Below are 21,127 nucleotides of genomic sequence, written 5' to 3'. Positions count from 1 at the left end.
ATGTCACAGCATCGCGTCATCGTCGTCGGTGGTGGTCTTGCGGGTCTCGCGGCGAGCGTCCGAGTGGCCGAGGCCGGGCTGCCGGTTGATCTCTTCTCGCTCGTGCCCGTGAAGCGGTCCCACAGCGTCTGTGCCCAGGGCGGCATCAACGCCTGCAACGAGGTCGCCCGCCAGCAGGGATACTCCGAGTACGAGCACTTCGACGAGACCATCTACGGAGGCGACTTCCTCGCCGATCAGCACCCCGTGCTTGAGATGGCCAACTGGGCACCGAAGATCATCGATCTGCTCGACCGCATGGGCGTCCCCTTCAATCGCACGGCCGAGGGCATGCGCGATCTGCGCCTCTTCGGCGGCTCGCTCTTCAAGCGCACGCACTTCGCGGGCGCGACAACCGGCCAGCAGTTGATCTACGCCCTCGACGAGCAGACCCGGCGATACGAGTCCGAGGGGAAGGTCACCAAGTACGAGTACTGGGAGTTCCTCTGGCCGATCATCGAGGATGGCCGCTGCGTCGGCATCGTCGCGCAGGACATGCGGACGATGCAGGTCCGCGCGTTCCGTGCCGATGCCGTCATCATGGCCACAGGCGGGTGCGGACTGGTCTTCGGCAAGAGTACGAACTCGATCATCTGCAACGGAGCCGCCGCGGCACGCTGCTATCAGGCAGGCGTCTGGTACGGCAATCCCGAGATGATCCAGGTCCATCCGACCGCGATCCCCGGAGCGGACAAGCTCCGACTGATGTCCGAGTCCGCTCGAGGCGAGGGCGGTCGTGTCTGGGTGCCTCGGAAGCCCGGCGACACGCGGAGCCCCAAGGACATCCCCGAGACCGAGCGGTTCTACTTCCTCGAAGAGAAGTATCCCGCCTACGGCAACATCGTGCCGCGCGATATCGCCACGCGCGAGATCTTCGACATCTGCGTCAATCAGGGGATGGGCGTCTCCGGCGAGAATCAGGTCTATCTCGACCTGACGCACAAGGACCCCGACTACCTGACCAAGAAACTCGGCGGCATCCTGGAGATCTATGAGAAGTTCGTCGGCGTTGATCCACGCCACGAGCCCATGAAGATCTTTCCCGCAGTCCACTACAGCATGGGCGGCCTCTGGACACAGTTCACGAAGGGCTCGTACAACCCCGCGCAGCCGCGCCCGAAGCACAAGTCCGGCTCCCCCGCGCCGCTCGGTGCCGAGGTCGGCCTGGGTATGCAGCTCGGCGCAATCAACAACATGATGACCAACGTGAAGGGGCTCTACGCCTTCGGCGAGGTCAACTTCGCGTACCACGGTGCGAATCGTCTCGGTGCCAACGCGCTGCTGTCGTGTATCTTCGACGGGCTGTTCTGCGGCGTCTCCGTCGTGAACTATGTACGCGAGGATGCACCAGCGAAGAACCCCGCATCGGACATGCCGGCGTCGGCATTCGATCGCGTCGTCGAGCAGGAGAATCAGAAAGCCAAGCAGCTTCTCGCCACCGTCGGCCAGGGAAGCGCGGATGCCGCGACGAATCCCTACCTCATCGGCAAGGAACTCGGCGACGAGATGACCGCGGCCTGCACGGTTGTCCGCACGGAGCCGCGCCTGGAACAGTGCCTGAAGAAGCTCGCCGAACTCAAGGGCCGCTACGCTCGCGTGCGTCTGCCGGACGATGCGCCCTGGAGCAACCAGTCGTTCACATACGCGAGAGCAGTGGGGGACATGCTCGCGATCGCCGACGCGGTGGCCCTCGGCGCGAAGGGACGCAAAGAGTCGCGCGGAGCCCACTATCGCACGGACTTCCCCGAACGCGACGACCCCAACTTCATGAAGTCCAGCGTCGCCCGGTTCGACGCCGCGTCGAACTCCACCACCGTCACGTTCGAGCCGATCGACGCCTCACTGATCCTGCCCACGGCACGCACGTACGGCAAGAAGGACGTTGATTCCGGCACCAAGAAGCCCGCGATGGCGGGAGCCGCTTCCTGATCGCATGAGCTATGGCATCACCGCGCTCCAAACCCGAGCACCCGCGCTCCCGAGGCAAGCCGCTCGGCGAGGATCAACTGCTCCCGCTTGCTCGGCGCGTCAGCCGCGCAGCGGACTCGCCGATCGTGGGCGGCGTTGCGGTCATGCTCCACGGTGGCGGACGGAACACCAGCGACATCGACGTTTACTCCGATGATTTCTGGGAGACGCACCAGCGTCTCGAAGCCGCGGGCATCATGTGGGATGCCTCGTCACGAGAGCACCGCGTGGATGGCGTTGCGGTACGCATGGTCGGGCCGGAGTCTCTCGGCGGCCCGCCGAAGCGTGCGAGCACGATCAAAGGCGTCAGCGTGATCGGGCTCGCCGACCTTGTTCGGGGCAAACTGATCGTCGGGCTGAAGGACATCAAGCGATCAAAGGACATCGCGCACGTGATCGACCTCATCGAAGCCGTACCCCTCGACAAGTCGTTCGCAGCAAAGCTCCCGACCCCGCTCAGAGCGCCCTTCAAGACGCTCGTCGATCAGGTCCATGAGCCGCGTCGCACATCGATCCCACCCGCCGCGTTCCGAAAGAGATACGCATCATGACGACCACACTCCCGAAGCACGCCGCCGAAGCCGCCCGCATCGCCGCCGCGAATCGCGCACGAGCCGTTCCAGGCCGGAAGGTCTACGTAAAGGTGAACCGTTGCGACGGGCCCGGCAAGCCCTCACGCTGGGAGACATTCCAGGTTACGGTCGAGCGCGGCTCGAACGTGATCTCGATTCTTCAGCAGATCGCCGCCAATCCTGTCACTGCCGACGGCAAGAAGACCACCCCGGTCGTCTGGGACTCCGGCTGTCTCGAAGAAGTCTGCGGCGCGTGCACGATGGTCATCAACGGCAAGGCACGCCAATCATGCTCCTGCCTGATCGACGACTACGCGCCGGGCGAGGGCGACACGATCACGCTCGAACCGATGAGCAAGTTCCCCGTGGTCCGCGACCTCTGGGTCGATCGCTCCCGCCTCTTCCACAACCTCAAGCGCGTGAAGGCCTGGGTCCCTATCGACGGCACCTACTCACTCGGATCAGGACCGACCGAGTCGCCCGAGTGCCAGGAGCAGCGATATGTCATGTCCACCTGCATGTCGTGCGGCTGCTGCCTCGAGGCCTGCCCCCAGTTCAATCTCGAGCCCGATGAATCGGCTTGGGACACCTCGTTCATCGGGGCCCACGCCATCAATCAGGCACGCCTCTTCAACGAGCACGAGACAGGCAAGCGGCTCAAGTCTGATCGTCTCGACGCGCTCGCCGCGGCGGGCGGCGTCAGCGACTGCGGCAACGCCCAGAACTGCGTGAAGGTCTGCCCCAAGCTGATTCCCCTCACCGAATCCATCGCCGTGATCGGCAGGGCCGTCACGATCCACGCCTTCTCACGGTGGTTCTCCGGTCGTTGAAGCCGCGTGCACACTGACGTCCGCCATCCGGCCCGATAACTTCTGCCGACGGCACGGCTCGATGAATGGTCGAGCGGGCTTGCATGACCCGCTCAACGGAGCGGCCTCGCTCGCCGATCGATATCCGACGATGCCACAGCACCCAGATCAGTCGGGCGATCCCCGCGCCCGGTTCCCAGGTAGTTCTGCCGAGCCGTCCGCGGTGCCGCTGCTCATCGGCGCGTGCGCGCTCGTCGCCACGGCGTACCTGCTCGGCGCGACGTGGCTCACGCAGCCGACGCTCGGTGTGCCCCTTGGGCTCTGGCTCATCGTCGTCGCGGTCGGCATCTTCAGACTCGACGCCAGACGTGCCGCACGCCGTTTCACAGGTGTCTCAGAGTCATCAGAACCGCGCGCGTTCGTCTGGGTTGTGAGCGGAGCCGCCTGCCGCGCGTTCGAGGCAGCGACACGCCTCGCGCGGCCTCTGCAGGATCGCTTCGAGATACTCAGCGGCTCTGGAGAACGAGCCGCCAGCAGGTTGTCCGCGTGGCACGACCGGATCGCCTGGCCTGAGCGTCCCCTGCGGGTTGGTCTGGCCGTCGGCCCGGAGGTCAGCGACACGCTCCGAGCCGCGCCCGGCTCGTCCGCCGTGAGGTGGGTGCAACTCGCCGGAGGCGTGACACCGCTCAACGCCTGCAAGTCCATGGCGCTCGACGCCGTGCTGCACACCGAGCCCGGCGAGGGGCTGAGGGTCACAACCCTGGAGCGCTCCGGACGCGATGCCGCATGGCACGACTGGTCCTCGCCTCGCCCCCTGACCTACGCCTCGGTCTTCCCGTTCCTCGTCGATCCGACCCACGCGACGCTCGGCATCAGGTCTGTTGCTTCCGGCCCCGAGGCGGAGCTCGCGCGTGCGCTCATCGAAGCCGCTTCAGCCCTCTCTCGCGCCACGCATCGCATCGGTCTGGCCGATCGACTGATCGGGCGCAGGCCGACCGATGGCGCTCGCCTCAGCGACGGCGAGATCGCCCGAATCGATCGATCGATCGATGCTCCGGCTGGCTCGCGCCTTCGAACAAGCCGCGGAACGTGCCGATTCATCCCTCGCCCGCGTCTGCGCCCGCGTGCTGAGCGCGGATCTCTGCGCGGGTGCCGGCCGCTCATGGGCGACGACCGACCTGTGGGATCTCATCGCTCGGGTCGCGGGCGACGAGCCCGAAGTCGCCCTGCGTGAGGCCGCGTCGAGGTTCGTTCTTCTGGACGACGCCGGCGGACACGCCGCCCTCATCCGGGCCGATGCCTCCCTCCGTCTCAGGGACAACCCGGAGCAGATCGACCACACCGCCCTTCTCGAATGGGAGATCGAGCACGGCGAATCGAGCGATCAGGCCATCGGGCGTCTCGCTGCGGGCGTCTGCCTCGCGTGCGCGACACGAGATGCACACGGCATCGCGTGCATGCGCGACGACCTCATCGACGACATGCGCCACAACGCTTGGCTCGTCGATCGCGAGCAGGACCAGGCACTCATTCTCGATGTGTTCAGGAACATCGAACGCCTGCGCCGGAGCCAGGAACTCGGTCTCGCTGCCGCAGCTTGATTCCCGGCGCCTGCGCTCACCCGCGCAGATCGATCGAAGGGGCCGCGTCCTCACGCCGCCCATGTCCGGTCGCGTCGTAGGCGTGCGCGGTTCGTGGATCTCGTGAACCGCGTTCCCCGGGCTGCTCTCGCCGCTCCTGGTCGTGCTGGCTCTCCACGGCATCCACCGTCTCGACCTCTGTCACGTGCCGCTCGAACTCGTCTTTGCCGGTACGGCAAGCGCGGGGGCGTTGCTCCTTGGCCTTCTCCGCATCCCGCGCAGCCACCCGCTCCGCCTGGGCGGATCCGGCCACGGACTGGGCAATGCTGGAGCCGAGGATGCTCATAGAACCTGCGTCGGCATGTTCGGTGCCGGGGGCTTGAGAAAGTTCACGCACTTTGCTGTGGTTATCCCCGGCGGGTGCTGTGAAAGCCACGCGGCACCCGCCATACCGCTTATCCGGACGCGAGTTCCGCCCAGAGTCACACCCCGATCGTGCTCACGCCGCAGTCGACGTAGATGGTCTCGCCGGTCACGCCCGCTGAGAGGTCGCTGGCGAGGTAGACCGCAGTGTTGCCCACGTCCGCGCCATCGACCGCACGCCGGAGCGGCGAACGCTGTGCCGAACGCTCCTCCATGCTGTCGGTGCCGCCGACGGCAGAGGAGGCAAGGGTGCGGAGATAGCCGCCGGAGATGGAGTTGACGCGGATGTTGTCCGAGCCCATCTCAAGGGCCATGTAGCGGGCCGTGCACTCAAGGGCGGCCTTGGCGACGCCCATGACGTTGTAGCCGGGGACGACCTTCTCCGCGCCGTAGTAGGACATGCACATGATGCTCCCGCCGCCCGACTTGGCCATCAGGGGCTTGGCGCGCCGGCCCATGGCGAGCAGGGTGTACGCAGAGATATCGATGGCGGAGAGGTAGGCCTGTCGGGGCGTGTCGCAGAACTTGCCCACCTGCAGCCAGTCGCGGTCGGCGAAGGCGATGGAGTGGACAAGGAAGTGCATCTTGTCATAAGACTCGGCGTACTGGGCGAAGACGGCGTCGATGTCCTCATCCTTGCCGGCGTCGAGGGGGCGGAGCCAGGGGTTGGTGAGACCGAGGGCCTCAACGGCCTTCCGCGTGCGCCGCTCGTTCTTCTCGCCGGGAAGATGGGTAAAGACGCAGGTGCCGCCGTGCTCGATGATCGACTTGGCGATGTGCCACGCGTAGGAGCGGTCGTTGGCGATGCCGACGATGAGGCCGATCTTGCCTGTCATGATGCCCATAGGGGAGTATCTCCGGGTGCGCGGCGGGACGCCGCGCAAGTGCCTGCGAGTTTAGCCCGGGAGCGGAAGCCGACCGGGGCGGATCCTGAGATGCTTCGTGCGGCGGGTACGATGCGGTGATGGCAGAGACCCGGCCCGGTGGGCTCAAAGCTACGGAGGTCAACGCGTTGGGGGATCTCAACGCCTTGGCGCTGCACGAGCTCTCGGATGTCTTGTGCGATACGGGGCTGGTGGAGCGGTTGCTCGATCTGGCGCTCGACGAGGATCTCGGTGGCGCCGGGCGCACGGACATCACGAGCGTTGTGTCGATCCCGGCGGAGCATCGCTCCCGATTCCACGTGGTCGCGCGGAAGGCGGGCGTCGCGGCGGGCCTGATTCCACTCTACGAGTTGACGAATCGGTGGCCGGAGATCGCGTATGCGCCGACGGTGCGAGATGGGGACGCGGTCGCGGCGGGACAGACGGTGGCGCGGATCGCGGGGCCGACGCGGGAGATTCTCGGCATCGAGCGGGTGTACCTGAATCTCCTCGGGCGGCTCTCGGGGATCGCGACGCGCACGAGGCAGTTCGTCGAGGCGATGGGGACGGGGCATCGGGCCCATCTGTATGACACACGGAAGACCACGCCGGGCTTGCGCGTGCTGGAGAAGTACGCGGTACGCTGCGGCGGCGGGCGGTGCCACCGGTTCGGTCTGCACGATGCGGTGCTGCTCAAGGACAACCACATCGCGCACGTGCCGCTCGGGGAGCTGGGGGCGTTTGTTGCGGAGGCGTCGCGGAAGGCCCGCGCGATATGGGCGAGTGGGCCGACGCCGCTGCTTCGGCCGTTTGTTGAGGTTGAGGTGGACACGCTGGAGCAGTTTGCGGAGATCCTGAGCGTTGAGCCGGGCTTGGTGGACATTGTGCTGCTGGACAACATGGGGACGGAGAAACTGGAGCGGGCCGTTGCGATGCGCGACGGAGCGGGATCGCGGATTGAGCTTGAGGCGTCGGGCGGCGTGACGCTGGAGACGATCCGTGCGATCGCCTTGACGGGTGTGGAGCGGATCAGCGTCGGTTCCATCACGCACGGGGCAACGGTACTTGATTTCGGGCTGGATGCGTTGTGACCATGGGACGCGAGAGAGAGGCCGATATTCGCCACGATCGAGCCGCCGGAGCGGATGGCGATGCGCCCCTGCACACCTGGGCAACCCGCATCGAGGCGATGATCGCTTCTCGCAAGATTGCGCTGATCGATCGCGTGCAGGTGCTCGCCAGCACCGCTTCGACGCAGGACGCCGCACGCCAGTACGCGTCAGGTCCGACGCATCTCGGACCGGGTGTCTGCGTGCTCGCGGGCGTGCAAACCGCCGGACGAGGGCGGCTTGGCCGCACCTGGTCAGATGAGCACGGCCTCGGTCTGGCCATGACTCTCGCCATCGACCCGGCTTGGTTGCCCGGCAGCGCGAGCGAGACCCTCCCGCTCGCCGTCGGTCTGGCCGCGTGCCGCGCCTGCGAAACGCTCATCGGCCGCAAGCACGCGCTGGGACTCCGCTGGCCGAACGATGTCGTCGAGCGAGGCCGTGCCGCCAATGGTGGGGGCGGGAGGAAAGTCGCTGGTGTGCTCATTGAGCGAGAATCCCGGCCCGGCGGAAGCGAGGTCCTGCTGGTTGGCATCGGCATCAATGTCGCTCAGACACGCGCCGACTTCCCTCTCGCGTTGCGCGATCACGCCGCATCGCTGCGGATGCTCACGCCCGAAGGAGCCGAGCCCGTCTCACGACTCGATGCCGCGTGCACGCTGCTCCAAGAGGTGGAGCGATCGTTGTTGCTCTCGACCGCTGATCTCCGAAGCGCGTGGACCAAGCGTGATGTGCTCCTCGGAACCCGTCGCACGTTTGTCCACAACGGCCGCTCTGTGACCGGCACAGTCGAAGGGATCGACCCGATGAGCCGCATCCTTGTGCGCACAAATCTCGGGAATGTCGTCTCGCTCCCCGTGCTGACCACTTCGATGGTCCACGAGTGAGCGAAGCCCCGCGTAGTCCCCACACGCGCGGGTCGCTGCACACCTGATCAGGTGCCGGTATCCGCGCATCCCCTTACGGAGTCTCACCGGCTCTGGATCAACTCAAGGGTTGTGTCTGTCGATCCCATTCCTGCTGATTCCCTCGCGGAGCAGACGAATGGGCCTCGGTCGCACACACACTCGCGCGGGATCGGCAGTCGTCCTCTTCCTGTCCGGATTACCCGCGGCACTGGCACCTGCCGAGCCGCCGGGTGTCGCGCTCGCCGGCGCGGAGGAACGGTTCAACGAGGGCGAGGTCTCGCTCGCGCCGCCGGAACTCACGCAAAGGCCCGAAGCCGCGGCGCGACGCATCGATGATGCGACCGACACACCCTCCGGCGAAGAACCCGAGACGCCCCGCTCATGGTTCGGGCATCGCCCGTGGTGGGCGTGGGATAGAGCCACCGGCGACTGGGGCGGCGCACGCGCCGCTCTCGAAACACGCGGCATCTCCATCGAGGGGTTCCACCTCTTCGAATGGTCCGGCGTCTGGGATGGCGGGCTCAGCCGACGTGCATCATCGCGCATGCTGACCGACATCAATGTCACGCTCTCATTCGATCCGCTTCTCGGCTGGAAGGGCGCGACGGCTTTCATGGATGCATACTGGTACGGCGGGCGCGACCCATCGGAGGATGTCGGCGACTACCAGGGCGTCAGCAACATCGCTTCCGACCGTTCGCTTGATCAGATCGGCGAACTCTGGTTCCAGCAGATGCTCCTCGACGACACGCTCCGTCTGAAGTTCGGAAAGATCGAGGCCAACGCCGAGTTCGGCTTTCTTGTTTCCGCCTCCGACTTCGTCAACACATCTGTCGCGCTCAGCCCCACCGTCTTCGCGCTCCCGTCGTACCCGGATCCCGCCATGGGATTCATCATCGAAGTCGCCCCGAGCCAGCACATCGCCATCCGTGCGGCACTCTTCGATGGCGCATCCGCCGCCGATGGCGTGCGCACCGGCGCGAACGGTCCCGCGTCGTTCTTCAGCGACCGGCAATCGGACGATCTCTTCCTCATCTTCGAACTCGATCTTCGCGGCACACCCATCGCCGGTCTGCCCGGACGCGCCGCCGCCGGAATCTGGCGGCACACAGGCGACTTCGAGACCCTCGACGAAACCGGAACATCCGGTGCCCAAGGGGCCTACCTCATGCTTGAGCAGCGACTCTCAGGGGATGGAGCCGACGACGAGGGGCGCGGATGGCGAGCGTTCATACGGGCCGGATGGGCCGACGACGATGTGTCGGAAGTCCAGTGGCACGTCGCGGCCGGTGCCTCTCACGTCGGCTCTTTCGCGGGACGCGACGACGACGCCTTCGGCATCCAGGCCACGTGGGTCGATCTGGTCCAACGCGCCGGTTACGACGATGATGAGACCGCGATCGAGTGCTTCTACAAGGCCCAGCTCACACCATTCCTGAGCGTGAAACCAGGCCTGCAATTCATCGTCAATCCGGGGGGCGACAGCCAGATCAACGATGCCGTCGTGGGGCTCCTGCGCGTGCAGGTCGATTTCTGAACAGCCAGACACTTCGCAGCACGCACATTCGGCGGGGTTTATTTGTTAGGGCTATGATTGGTTTGCGACCATGGCCCTCACCACACTCTATCTCGACCTCAACAGCTACTTCGCTTCTGTCGAGCAGCAGGAGCGGCCCGACCTGCGGAGTCGCCCGATCGGCGTCGTCGCCGTCCTCACCGATACCACATCCCTCCTCGCGGCGAGTGTCGAGGCCAAACGGCTAGGCATCAAGACCGGCACCTCCGTCCGCGATGCCAGGCGCATCTGCCCATCCATGATCTTCGTCGAGTCGCGTCCGCGTCTCTATGTCGAGTACCACCACCGCATCATCGAGGCGATCGAGCGCTGCATCCCCATCCGCGGCGTCCATTCGATCGACGAGGTGTCGTGCCGCCTGCAGCCGAGCGAACGCAACGAGCCCGCCGCCCGCGAACTGGCGCTCTCCATCAAGCAATCCATCCGCGAGCGCATCGGCAATGTTGTCCGCTGCTCCATCGGCATCGCCCCCAATCGCTTTCTCGGCAAAGTTGCCTCGGACATGATGAAGCCCGATGGGCTCGTCATCATCGACACCCACGAGCTCCCCCAGCGTCTCTTCTCGCTGGAGCTGATCGACCTCCCCGGCATCGGACGCAGGATGCGAGAGCGTCTCGACCGCAAGGGCATCCGAACGATCGAAGAGCTCTGCACCCTCAGCGAACGCGAGATGGAAGCCGCGTGGGAGAGCATCATCGGACGCACCTGGTGGCACTGGGTCCGGGGCCACGACGTCCCCGAGCCCCCGACCCGTCGCCGAAGCATCGGCCATCAGCACGTTCTCCCTCCGAAGGACCGCACCGACGATCGCGCCCGCGCCATCCTCGTGCGCCTGCTCAACAAGGCCGGCTCGCGCCTCCGACACATCGGGTACGGTGCCGCGAAACTCAGTGTCTGGCTCCGCTACATGGATCCCGATCGCGCCTATCGCCCTTCCGCCGATCGCGAACGCGCTTCCGGCGATGGCTTCCGACCAACCCACCGCACGATGCCGACCCTTGATCAGAATGCTCGATCGGCCGGCCCCCTCGGCGCCTCACTCAGCGGGCCACGCCGGCGCAACGCCTGGGCAAACGACATCTCCCTGCCCCCCGGCTCCGCCGACACGCTCACGCTGCTCGAAGCATTCGCTCGCGTCTGGGAGACGCGCCCGCGCGACGGGCGCACGCCCCTGTGCGTCGGCGTCACCCTCCACGAACTCGCGCCCCAGGCCGACATCGCCGCCGCGCTCTTCCAGGGAGAGCAACGCCGCATGGCTCTCGCGAAGGCCGTCGATCGGCTCGACGCCAAGTACGGACGCCACACCGTCTACCCTGCTTCGATGCACGACGCCCGTACCAGCGGCAAGGGCGGCATCGCCTTCCAATCCGTGCCCGACCTCGCGATACCCGACACGCTCAACGAGCCGGACGATGCCGACGACGAGAGCGAATAGCCGCCCAGACGAAGAGATCCAAGACGCAACCAAGCCGCTCGCACACCACTATCCTCATCACCGAATGCAAGATGCTGCAACATATTCTTTGCCTCACTCGCACCGCGTTCTCTCCGTGGCCCCCTCGCGCGCCTTCACCCTCATCGAACTCCTCGTCGTCATCGCGATCATCGCGCTCCTCATCGGCATCCTTCTCCCCACCCTCGGCTCCGCGCGCAGGCAGGCACGGATCACCGTCTGCGGCGCCCGCCTGCAGCAGCTCTCCGTCGGGCTCACCCTCTATCAGAACGATTTCCCAGCTCACCTTCCGCAGGCCCTCGGGCCTCTCCCGGGAGGGGGCGAGTCTGTCATCGGCTCCCTCTTCGGCGGCAAGAAGGGCACGCTCCCCTTCTACGGCATCAACACCATCGGTGCCGAGCGACGCCCGCTCAATCGCTACGTCACATCGCAGGACATCCCCCCCGACGAGCCCCACGATCCTGCAGCAACCCCCTTCGAGCTTGAGCAGTTCCGCTCACCCATCGATCGAGGCCTCGACAACACCGGGCTCCCCATCCCGGGCCTCGAACGCGCCGAACGCATGTACGACTTCCTCGGCGCGTCGTACGTCCTGAACGATCACGCGCCCGATGCCAATCCCTACGGCGATGAGTTCCCCACACTCGTCCCCTCGGGCGGCGGGCGCATGCCCTACATCGAGCAACCCACGAAGACCTGGGTCATCGGAACGCACACCATCTACAACTACGACGACGGTGGCAATCGCAAACAAGACTGGTTCGGATCGAACGAGATCCGCGCCAACCTCGTCTTCATCGATGGCCACGTCCGACTCGGCATCCGCGTCGCCCCCGGTCAGACACACACCACCGACGACTACACCTTTCTCCCCTCAACCAGATGGCTCGATCGCTTCTGAGGTGCGAGCCGCCACACGCGTCACAACCGATGCCCTCGCTCCCGCTCAGTTCCTTCGCGGCTGGCCGCCCCGGCGCGACGGGCTCGTCACATCGAGCGTCAGCCACTGCTCCGCACGCTCCGGAAGCGTCGGCATCACGATCCAACCCCAGAACCCCGGCGTCCCGTAGTACCGAACCGTCGTCGGCGGCTGCAGCTGGAACGCGAACGGCACCAGCATCTGCAGGTCCTCGTTGTTCCCGAAATAGTCCCACGGCTTCTTGAGGTCCGGCATCCGTGAGCTCTTCTTCCGCTGCGCCACCACATCGACAGGAACCCACGTCAGGATGTCCCGTTGCTCGTCGTACAACGCAAACTCGGCCCAGCACCGGATCTCATCCGTCGAGCCGCGCTTCACCTTCAGAAACGTCCGCTCTTCCTTGTCCTGCGCCACGTCGTACCCGACAACCATCCGCGTCGGAATCCCCGCCTCACGCAGGCACGCGACAAGCAGGGTCGTCGCGTCAAACTGCGACCCGCGCCGATCCAGAGCCGTCTGCGGCGCGCCCTTCCCGTCCACACCCTGGATCTTCCCCGTTCGCGAGTACCCATACCCGGAACCCGAGACCTGCACGAGCTCTGCGACCTGACCCGTGATCCACTTCGCCGTCACGACGGGGGGCTGGCTCTGCGGCTTCCCGTTCGTCCACTTCGCCACCAGGTCTTTCACCGGAGACATGTCCAGCACCTCGCCGGAAGGTGAGCGATCAATGTACGCCTCCGGCTTCGTCGCGTTCAGCGCCTCCGCGGGCCACGTCGTCGGCCAGCCGAGCTTCATCGCTTCCTGCTCATTGAACTGAACCTTGTATCCCGTTCCCGAGACCTTCACGTTCAGGTTCATGTGCTTGCCCTGATAGCCGCCCTGCTCGAGCGTCCACTTCGCAAGCTTCGTCCCCGAGGGATACCCCTCCAGAACCTCGAACGTCTCCACACGCACACGGTCGTTGAACGTCACTGAGCCCAGAAACCCGTCACGCTCGAGCGGGGTCCATCCCGACGTTGGCGGCAGAATCGGGAACACGATCACCGCGGAATCAAACTTCCACATCTCCTGCGTCGGGAACTGCCCCTGAGGCGAGTACAACACCTCCTGCGAACTCGCCACATCCACGCGAATATCCAGCACCCACTCCTTCGGGTCGTAACGCCTCAGATACGGGTTCGTATCCGGCCCGGATGGCTGTCCACCCCCGCGAGCCGCCCCGCTTTGCCCGCTCGCCGGGCCCGCGCTCCACACGCCCACGCTCAATCCCATGATCAAGCCGGCCGTCGCAGCAATGCCGACTCCGTTCCGCCAGCCGCCGTTCACGCGATTCCGCATGTGAATCCCTTTCCCGTTCTGCCCCACATCGCTTCCGAGACACACTGCCCCGTCACAATCCTACGCCCCCGCCAAACCGCGCCATCGCTCTTCACTCTTCGCTGTACGGTGTACGTTGTCCGCTTTCCCCTCGTCCCCTCCCTCTGTTTGCCATCTGGCCCTTTGCCATGTGGCGATTTCTTCCGCCCCTCTGCCCCTTTCCCTCCTCTTCTACCATTCCTCCCCCACAGGAGTTCCCCCTATGCCCGCCCCCATCACCACCCCATCCGCACCCGCCCCCGTCTTCCGCACCGAGAAGGACACCATGGGCGCGATGGAAGTCCCCGCCGACGTCCTCTACGGCGCATCCACCCAGCGCGCCGTCCTCAACTTCCCCATGTCCGGACGCCCCGTTCCGGAGCAGATCATCAAGGCCTACGCCATCCTCAAGGCCGCCTGCGCCACCGTCAACCACTCCCTGAGCCGCCTCGACAGCGATCGCACCAAGTCCATCATCGAGGCCTGCCACGAGATCAAAGACGGCCTCCCCGCCCTCGGAGGCATCGCCAAGCACTTCCCCGTCGACATCTTCCAGACCGGCTCCGGCACCTCCACCAACATGAACGTCAACGAGGTGATCGCCAACATCATCTGCCTCCGAAAGCACAAGCCCATCGGCTCCTCAAAGGACGCCTCCTACCTCTCCTCCGGCGGCGTGCACCCCAACGACCACGTCAACATGGGCCAGTCCTCCAACGACACCTTCCCCACCGCGATGCACCTCGCCGCCGCCATCGAGATCGAGCACACGCTCCTCCCCGCCATCAAGACCATCGCCTCCGCGCTCGAATCCAAAGCCGCCAAGTGGGACACCCTCGTCAAGATCGGACGCACCCACCTTCAAGACGCGACGCCCATCCGCCTCGGCCAGGAGTTCAGCGGCTACACCTCCCAGATGCGCCACGCCGAGGAACGCCTCCACCGCGCCCTCCACACCCTCTCCGAACTCGCCATCGGAGGAACCGCCGTCGGCACCGGCATCAACACCCACGAACAGTTCGGCTCACTCGTCGCCGCGGAACTCACCAAGCAGACCGGCGTCCACTTCCGCGAAGCCGCCAACCACTTCGAGGCCCAGCACGCCAAGGACGCCATCGTCGAGACCAGCGGCCACCTCCGCACCATCGCCGTCAGCATCAGCAAGATCGCCGGCGACATCCGCCTCCTCGGCATGGGCCCGCGCTGCGGCATCGGCGAACTCAAACTCCCCGCCGTCCAGCCCGGCTCCTCCATCATGCCCGGCAAGGTCAACCCCGTCATCTGCGAGGCCGCCATCATGGCCTGCTGCCAGGTCATCGGCAACGACCACGCCGTCACCATGGGCGGCTTGGGCGGCGTCGGCTCCATGCTCGACCTCAACGTCGCCATGCCCATGATGGCCGCGAACGTGCTTGACTCCATCCACCTCCTCGCACGCACCTGCCACGTCATGACGGAGAACCTGCTCAACGGCCCCGGCGAGGGACTCATCCCCGACACCGACCGCTGCAAGGAACTCATCGAGGGCTCGCTCGCGATGTGTACTTCGCTGGTGCCCGTGATCGGCTACGACAAGTCGGCCGCGCTCGCGAAGAACGCGTACGCCCAGGGCAAGACCGTCCGCCAGCTCGCCCTCGAAACCGTCGTGGGCCAACCCGCCAACACCGGCCCCGATGGCAAGTCCTTCGGCTCCGGCCCCGGCGGCACACTCACCGCCGCCGACCTCGACAAGTACCTTGACCCGTGGTCGATGACGCTGCCCGGTGGCGAGGGAAGCGCGGGGGGGTGAATCGCTCCGCCACCACCAATGGGCACAAACGTTGAACAGCATTTCGTACCTCAGCAGCTCATTCGGCGTTTCGCGAATGAGCATGGTCGCTTATATTGCTTGCGCAAAGACACGCTCGAGATTACGAATCGTGATCACGGCAACTTGCCGCATGACATATTAAAGCGAAAGCATTATTATAAAGGCCTATCAAGAGATGCGGATGACATTTGGCTTAAGCCTATAGAGACAGCATTTGGTAAGGCGTATCGGACATATGCAGATATGGACGCAACCTCGCTCAACAAGGAAATCTCCCGCGACAGCACTCTGCTACGAGATTGGGCCTTGTCTCTGTACTGCCGCACCGAGCAAGTACCGGCTATTACTATCGCATCTCTAGATACAATGGAAGACATAGATCGAGATATTTATGCCATCGATCGCACCGGCTTCATAAACGAAGTCAGATACAGACTATACCAACGATACAGACATATTTGCAGCGGGAGACGATGGCGATGGCAGTGCGTTGATATTTCACGCAAGCACGATAATTGCTTCGTACTGACCGACCATCCGGTGTGTGCCACGGGACACGAAACCGAATGGGGCTTCCTGCTGTTTGTTCCCATCACAAAACGACGGCTTATTGTTGGCGGCGATGACGAAGGTCTAATAGCACTGTCGTGTGATTTTAGTGTTAGTGTCATGAATTCATTCTCAGCAGCTTGTGCGAATAGACTAATATACTCTTCGACGACAGCAGAACTTGAAGATATAGCAAGCACGCTTATGGGCAAGAAGACGCCAAAGGGATACTCGTTAATCGATGCTTCACGGCAGCCATTCTTTGGCGCTAATCGCATAACAGAGTACACACAACATGCAGTTCGCACCCGTGATATATTTAGTGAGATGGCTTCTCGCTATTGGCAGTAGGAATAGAGGTGTCGCCCCCGTACCGACCTTCGCGTGAGATTCGCGCACCGACGTGCCACCGCATCGCCCCCACCACCCAAGAATCCCGCATGTCCCCAAAGCCAAAGAAGCCCAAGCCGCACGAGTCCGTTGACATCATGGAGGTCTTCCGCGACAGGCGTGCGATCGAGGCCGCCGTCGCCCGTGCCACGCGCGCCGCCTCCGAATCCCACACCCCGCGCCCCTGTCCCACCTGCGGCACACCGCAAACGCCCAATCCACCTGCCGTCCGCGCCGCGCTTCGCGCCTCTTCAGCCCGCAGGGCTGGAAGTTGATAGCCGGGGCGTGGAGCGACATCGCGAAGCGATGAGCGACACCCCCGGTAAACCCGCCGCGCAGCGGCTTCCTCAGTTGGAGCGGCCCGGACGCCCCCGACTCTGCCTTGCTCTCCGCCGCCCGACGGTTCACCCGCCGGGCGCCCTCCCGCTTCTACCCCTCGCGATCGCCTCGACGCGATCGCGAACGCTCAGCGGGGCGGACGCCCCCGACTCCGTTTGCCATTTCTCCCTTTGCCCTTTGGCCATTTCTCCCCCTCACCTCCCCCCTCCAAACTACTGCACGCCTCCGAGTCCCACACCCCGCGCCCCTGCCCCTTCCGCGGCACACTCCACCCGCGCGACCTCACTTCCAGAGAACATCCACCGCTGCCGAGTACAGCGGGATCCCCGCAAGAATGTTGAACGGGAACGTCACCCCGAGAGACATCGAAACGTAGAGGCCCGGATCCGCCCCCGGCACCGCCAGGCGCAGCGCGGCCGGCGCCGCGATGTACGAGGCCGATGCCGCCAGAACCGCGAGCAGCACCGCATCACCCGATGAGACTCCCAGCATCCTCGCGGACCCGATCGCCAGTGCCGCAAAGAACACCGGCGCCACGATCGCAAAGACCGGCACCGCCAAAGGCGTGCGCCGGATCGCCGGCAGTCGCCTCGCCGCCAGCACGCCAAGGTCGAGCAGGAAGAACGCCAGCACCCCGGGAAACACGTCGGTGCACAGCGGCTTGAACACGCCGTAGCCGCGCTCGCCCGTGACGATGCCGATCACCAGACTTCCCAGCAGAACCACCACCGGCCCGTTGAGCAACGCCTCATGCAGCACCGTCTTCCATCCGCCCGGCCCGCGACCCGCGCCCGCCGCCTCTCTGGCCCGCCGGTCGAAACGCAGCAGCACGAGCGCCACGACGATCCCCGGCGCCTCCATCAGCGCCATCGCCGCGACCATGTGCCCGCCGTACGCCGTGCCGCGCTGATCAAGCACCGAGCAGGCCGTCAGAAATGTCACCACGCTCACCGATCCGTAGCACGCCGCAAGCGCCGCGGCATTCAATGAGCTCACGAGTCGCCGACACACCACGTACGACAGCACCGGCGTAAGGAGCGACAGTGCCAGGGCGAGGCCGATGGCGCGCCCGCCCTCGACGGTCAGCCCCGATGCCGCCAGTTCCACCCCGCCCTTGAACCCGATCGCCCACAGCAGATAGATCGAGAGCATCTTCGTGACCGCGCGGGGAATCGAGATCCTCGAGCCCGCGAGCGTTGCGATTGCCCCGAGAAAGAAGAACAGCACGGGCGGGCTGATCGTGAGCCACGAGGGAGCAGCGGACGGAGTGGGATCAGCGAAACCGAGGAGCAGGTCCATGCGCCGACAGCATACCGAGTCGACTGCCAAGTCGTGTTCGCGCGCACCAATCGCAAAAAGGCCGGCGGCATCAGGCACGATGCGCCCCGCTCCACGACGAATGTCTCCGATCGGCGCAAGGGCGAATCCGTCACCCGCCGATTTCGCTCTCTCGGCTCCGAAGGAGCCGGGGTGTGTAGCCGCGGGTGGAGGGAGCGAGACGCGCGAGCGTCGAGTGACCGAAACCCGTGGAAGGCGTGCCCCAATCCTCCCGCGCCTCGGCGGGGCGCAGGATGTCTCAGGGCGAGACCAATCAACGCGAGGCCAAATCAGCGCGAGTCCGCAAAGGCGTCTGTCGCCCCTCCGGGGCTCGGGAGGAAGGAAGAAGAGGGGTTGTGTGTGTCCGACTTCCACGGGTTCCGCTTGCCCGAAGCGGGTGGCGCTCCACCCGTGGCTACACACGCGCGGCCCGCCGGGCCACCCAGAAACAGGAGAGAAGCAGGAGAGCAGAGTCGGGGGCGTCCGCCCCGCTCCGCCAAGGAAGCCGCTGCGTGGCCTGGCTTCCACGGGTTCCGCTTGTTGCCTCCCACACGGCGACCGCAGCGTACCCGCGGCTCCACGCGTGCGGCCCGCTGGGCTGCGCTGTGGAGGAGGGATGCGGCCTTTGACGGACGGAGAATTCAATGACGAGACTTGTGCCACCTTCTGGATCTGGTATGCTTCCACGAGAGATTCGAGGCACTGGTTTGGCAACGAATGGGAGGAGTTCAGATGCGTCTGCTTGCAATAACTGTTCTTTCAGGGTGCTGCTGCGCGTTGAGCGCTCAGGCATCCATCAACCTCGTGGTAAACGGCAGCTTTGAGCTTGGCGACTACAACAACACCGATGCTGACCCGCGCCCGAATTACATGATCGTCTCGACCGGCATGACGAACATCACCGGCTGGAGTGTCGTGGGTGACAAGGGCGTTCATTGGCAGTTGCTGCCGCCGGGAACAACGACGGACGGGATCTACGCGGTCGATCTGATCGGCGAGAATCCGCCCGGCCTATTCCCAACACTGTCGCAATCAATCCCCACGGTCCCGGGACTCACGTACGAGTTGTCGTTCGACGCATTCGCTGGCGACTTGCCGAACGTTGCGCATGTGTCCATCGGAACACTGGTAAATCAACACTTCACAGGCGGCTGGCCGGGCACGTTAGAGCCAGCGTCGTTTGACCGGCTCACATACATATTCGTTGCAACCGGCCCGGTATCTACGCTCGAATTTCAAGTGCTCGATTCTGATGGGTACGGACCCGTGATCGACAACGTCTCGATCGTGCTCGTTCCCACTCCTGCTTCTCCCGCTCTCGTGGCCTTGGGACTCGGCATCGGAATGCGTCGCAGGCGCGGGTTGGCTGAGAATTGAACCGAGGCGCGGGCGTCCGCCCAGCACCACGACGAACGCGTCCTTCGGGCGGCGGGGATGTCGCTGCGCGGCGGGTTTACCGGGGGTCGCGGTCGCACCTTCGGTGCTCCTTTGACCCCGGCTGTCAACTGTCAGCCCTGTCGGGCTGAAGAGTACCGAGGATGCCGCGAAGCCGACGTGCGAGGTGGCATGAGGGAGGCCGCGAGATATCTTGATCTCTTCTGCCTACATGCCGAGTGAGGTTATCGGCGGGACGCCAGTTCACCAACTCGCGTCCAAACATAATCAAGAAAGGCGGGGTGAGCCGCGAGCGGCCTCAGTACTTGATGCCGTGCACAGAAATCCACTAGGCACGCCACGAATTCTTCGTGAGGCGCCATACGCCACTTAGCCCAGGCAGCACCTACAACCCCTGCCATGCTCTTCTGAACTACCGGAAATGAAAGTGTATCGTCGATATCCGCCACCATTGCCCGCAGGATCTGTTCCGATGGCCGTCCACTCAGGACTGGACGCCTAAGTGACGACAAATCATACTGCACAATATACATGGATCGATCGTGCCGAACATTGACGCATTCGTAGCTGCAAGCATTAACTTGAACATACTCAACGATTGACGAATTCGTTTCAGGTATGGTCAGTTTATCCATGCGCGAGCTGGCTGTACGAATAATTCGTCCCGTGGCGCCGCAGAGTGCCACAAATGCATCAGTCGGCAGCAGTCGTCCCATGGCGTACGCCTGAACGTCGTATGACACAAGACATCGTGATGTTTGATCCAATAGCGCTGCAAACGAGAGCGACCCCATCTTTTCAGCTAGCCAATCACTCGGCATAAGCAGCTCTGATGCGAATCGATTGGCTTCGGCCTCTTGTCGTCGATACGGGTCGTTATACTCCGATACATACTCAAGGGACTGTCGATGTGTATGAATTCGTTCGCCAATGTGCCAGGGTATTAGGAGATGTCCAAGCTCATGGGCCAGAGTGAATCTACGACGCTCTGCATTCGACATTCGTTGAAGAATAATCAATGGCCTGCGACGATGTTCAGGAAAGTATAGAAGTCCGTCGCATTGTATCGGAATATCGTCAATGATAACGTCTGCATATTCCGCCGCCAAACGCTCCAGTTCTATCGGAACGATACTTGACGCGCGAAGTCGCACTAGTCTGGCTAGCCGCTCTTCCGACCTCAGTTCAATATCGATCGGCTTATAATCTATTCGTCCTCTTGAGCCATTCTTCAAGTGTATGTACCTCAGCAGGCTGCAGCCCCCGCGCGGCGAGCTTGTTCAACACCGAGCGAGCATCTGTCTTGTAGTCATCGAATGCTATGCGTTTCATCCGTGCAAATAGAATTGATCGCAGTACTTCAGAGTTCTCAATCCAAGCAGTGTACTCGTCGAAGCTCATTCCTAGATACTCCGCGAGCGTGCTTGACGAGTCCGATGCGTGCCATTCGTTAACGTAATGATCAATGTCCGTAAGTAAGGCATCGCCACTGAGACATTTCTCAATAAAAGAGTTATGATCAGACATCGATGACCCTGCCTTTCACGGCGTGCTTGATAGACTTGCCAGAGGAGTCGAGAACACCGAGGTGGCGGCCATTCGCATTGTACATTTCGACATGGCCGTGACGCCGATCCCATTCGTAGAGCCGTCCATCGGGGCCGCGCCAGCGTTGGCGACCATGAACCTTGTCGAATCCCATAATGAAGCAGTCTCGCGGCATCGCGATGTATTGCTGAGCGACATCACGAG

General features: G+C 64.1%; 19 protein-coding genes and 1 pseudogene. 14 read left to right on the top strand and 6 right to left on the bottom strand.

Annotated elements, in window-relative coordinates:
- The 5 genes from sdhA (at position 1) to KF838_10020 (ending at position 4,989) form a co-directional block, all read left to right on the top strand.
- Positions 1-1,968 carry a succinate dehydrogenase flavoprotein subunit gene (gene sdhA / locus KF838_10040; GenBank protein QYK47121.1) on the top strand — a complete coding sequence of 656 codons (1,968 nt, stop codon included), beginning with the start codon at positions 1-3 and terminating at the stop codon, positions 1,966-1,968.
- Between the two features lie 11 nt (positions 1,969-1,979).
- Positions 1,980-2,558, top strand: coding sequence for a hypothetical protein (locus tag KF838_10035; protein ID QYK47120.1), 579 nt, complete (start codon positions 1,980-1,982; stop codon positions 2,556-2,558).
- The gene (gene sdhB, locus KF838_10030) at positions 2,555-3,409 is read left to right on the top strand and encodes a succinate dehydrogenase iron-sulfur subunit (GenBank protein ID QYK47119.1); all 855 of its coding nucleotides are present in this window, start codon (positions 2,555-2,557) and stop codon (positions 3,407-3,409) included. The genes KF838_10035 and sdhB overlap by 4 nt, the downstream gene beginning before the upstream one ends.
- 130 nt (positions 3,410-3,539) lie before the next feature.
- Positions 3,540-4,622, top strand: a complete 1,083-nt coding sequence (locus KF838_10025) for a hypothetical protein (GenBank protein QYK47118.1) — start codon at positions 3,540-3,542, stop codon at positions 4,620-4,622.
- A complete protein-coding gene (locus KF838_10020; GenBank protein ID QYK47117.1) occupies positions 4,513-4,989 on the top strand; it encodes a hypothetical protein in 477 nt (158 codons plus the stop codon). The genes KF838_10025 and KF838_10020 overlap by 110 nt, the downstream gene beginning before the upstream one ends.
- 16 nt (positions 4,990-5,005) lie before the next feature.
- Here KF838_10020 and KF838_10015 read toward each other — a convergent pair whose 3' ends face one another.
- On the bottom strand, positions 5,006-5,314 hold the full coding sequence (locus KF838_10015; protein ID QYK47116.1) for a hypothetical protein: 309 nt from the start codon (positions 5,312-5,314) through the stop codon (positions 5,006-5,008).
- Positions 5,315-5,450: 136 nt separating this feature from the next.
- Positions 5,451-6,236, bottom strand: coding sequence for an enoyl-ACP reductase (locus KF838_10010; GenBank protein ID QYK47115.1), 786 nt, complete (start codon positions 6,234-6,236; stop codon positions 5,451-5,453).
- Between the two features lie 119 nt (positions 6,237-6,355).
- Here KF838_10010 and nadC point away from each other — a divergent pair, with 119 nt between their 5' ends.
- The 5 genes and pseudogenes from nadC to KF838_09985 all read left to right on the top strand — a co-directional run bounded on the left by nadC (position 6,356) and on the right by KF838_09985 (position 11,508).
- Positions 6,356-7,345, top strand: coding sequence for a carboxylating nicotinate-nucleotide diphosphorylase (gene nadC / locus KF838_10005; GenBank protein ID QYK47114.1), 990 nt, complete (start codon positions 6,356-6,358; stop codon positions 7,343-7,345).
- Positions 7,346-7,347: 2 nt separating this feature from the next.
- Complete coding sequence (locus KF838_10000; protein QYK47113.1) at positions 7,348-8,247, top strand: biotin--[acetyl-CoA-carboxylase] ligase; 900 nt, start codon at positions 7,348-7,350, stop codon at positions 8,245-8,247.
- A 157-nt stretch (positions 8,248-8,404) separates the two neighbouring features.
- Positions 8,405-9,805, top strand: a complete 1,401-nt coding sequence (locus KF838_09995; protein ID QYK47112.1) for a carbohydrate porin — start codon at positions 8,405-8,407, stop codon at positions 9,803-9,805.
- Positions 9,806-9,875: 70 nt separating this feature from the next.
- Positions 9,876-11,279, top strand: coding sequence for a hypothetical protein (locus KF838_09990; GenBank protein ID QYK47111.1), 1,404 nt, complete (start codon positions 9,876-9,878; stop codon positions 11,277-11,279).
- 64 nt (positions 11,280-11,343) lie between these two features.
- Positions 11,344-11,508 (top strand): annotated as a pseudogene (locus KF838_09985) (prepilin-type N-terminal cleavage/methylation domain-containing protein).
- Between the two features lie 735 nt (positions 11,509-12,243).
- Here KF838_09985 and KF838_09980 read toward each other — a convergent pair.
- A complete protein-coding gene (locus tag KF838_09980; GenBank protein ID QYK47110.1) occupies positions 12,244-13,557 on the bottom strand; it encodes a transglutaminase domain-containing protein in 1,314 nt (437 codons plus the stop codon).
- 241 nt (positions 13,558-13,798) lie between these two features.
- On the opposite strand from KF838_09980, the gene KF838_09975 reads away from it, so the two are divergent.
- The 3 genes from KF838_09975 to KF838_09965 all read left to right on the top strand — a co-directional run bounded on the left by KF838_09975 (position 13,799) and on the right by KF838_09965 (position 16,599).
- Entirely contained in the window at positions 13,799-15,364 is a 1,566-nt protein-coding gene (locus KF838_09975; protein QYK47109.1) for a class II fumarate hydratase, read from the top strand.
- A gap of 18 nt (positions 15,365-15,382) precedes the next feature.
- A complete protein-coding gene (locus KF838_09970; protein QYK47108.1) occupies positions 15,383-16,285 on the top strand; it encodes a DUF4238 domain-containing protein in 903 nt (300 codons plus the stop codon).
- Positions 16,286-16,374: 89 nt separating this feature from the next.
- Positions 16,375-16,599 carry a hypothetical protein gene (locus KF838_09965; protein ID QYK47107.1) on the top strand — a complete coding sequence of 75 codons (225 nt, stop codon included), beginning with the start codon at positions 16,375-16,377 and terminating at the stop codon, positions 16,597-16,599.
- A gap of 346 nt (positions 16,600-16,945) precedes the next feature.
- Here the strand turns inward: KF838_09965 and KF838_09960 are convergent, their stop codons facing one another.
- Positions 16,946-17,962 (bottom strand): sodium-dependent bicarbonate transport family permease, encoded by a 1,017-nt coding sequence (locus KF838_09960; GenBank protein QYK47106.1) that lies wholly within the window; start codon positions 17,960-17,962, stop codon positions 16,946-16,948.
- Positions 17,963-18,712: 750 nt separating this feature from the next.
- On the opposite strand from KF838_09960, the gene KF838_09955 reads away from it, so the two are divergent.
- Complete coding sequence (locus tag KF838_09955) at positions 18,713-19,357, top strand: DUF642 domain-containing protein (GenBank protein QYK47105.1); 645 nt, start codon at positions 18,713-18,715, stop codon at positions 19,355-19,357.
- 242 nt (positions 19,358-19,599) lie between these two features.
- On the opposite strand, the gene KF838_09950 is transcribed toward KF838_09955, so the two are convergent.
- Together KF838_09950 and KF838_09945 are read right to left on the bottom strand one after the other, a co-directional pair.
- The gene (locus KF838_09950; GenBank protein QYK47104.1) at positions 19,600-20,610 is read right to left on the bottom strand and encodes an ImmA/IrrE family metallo-endopeptidase; all 1,011 of its coding nucleotides are present in this window, start codon (positions 20,608-20,610) and stop codon (positions 19,600-19,602) included.
- 284 nt (positions 20,611-20,894) lie between these two features.
- Positions 20,895-21,077: a hypothetical protein gene (locus KF838_09945; protein QYK47103.1), complete on the bottom strand. Its 183-nt coding sequence runs from the start codon at positions 21,075-21,077 to the stop codon at positions 20,895-20,897.
- Between the last annotated feature and the right edge of the window lie 50 nt (positions 21,078-21,127).

Source organism: Phycisphaeraceae bacterium, from assembly GCA_019454185.1.
Taxonomy (GTDB): Bacteria; Planctomycetota; Phycisphaerae; order Phycisphaerales; family UBA1924; genus JAHBWV01.
Note: the sequence above shows the minus strand (reverse complement) of the source record. Positions and strands in the feature narration are given on the sequence as shown.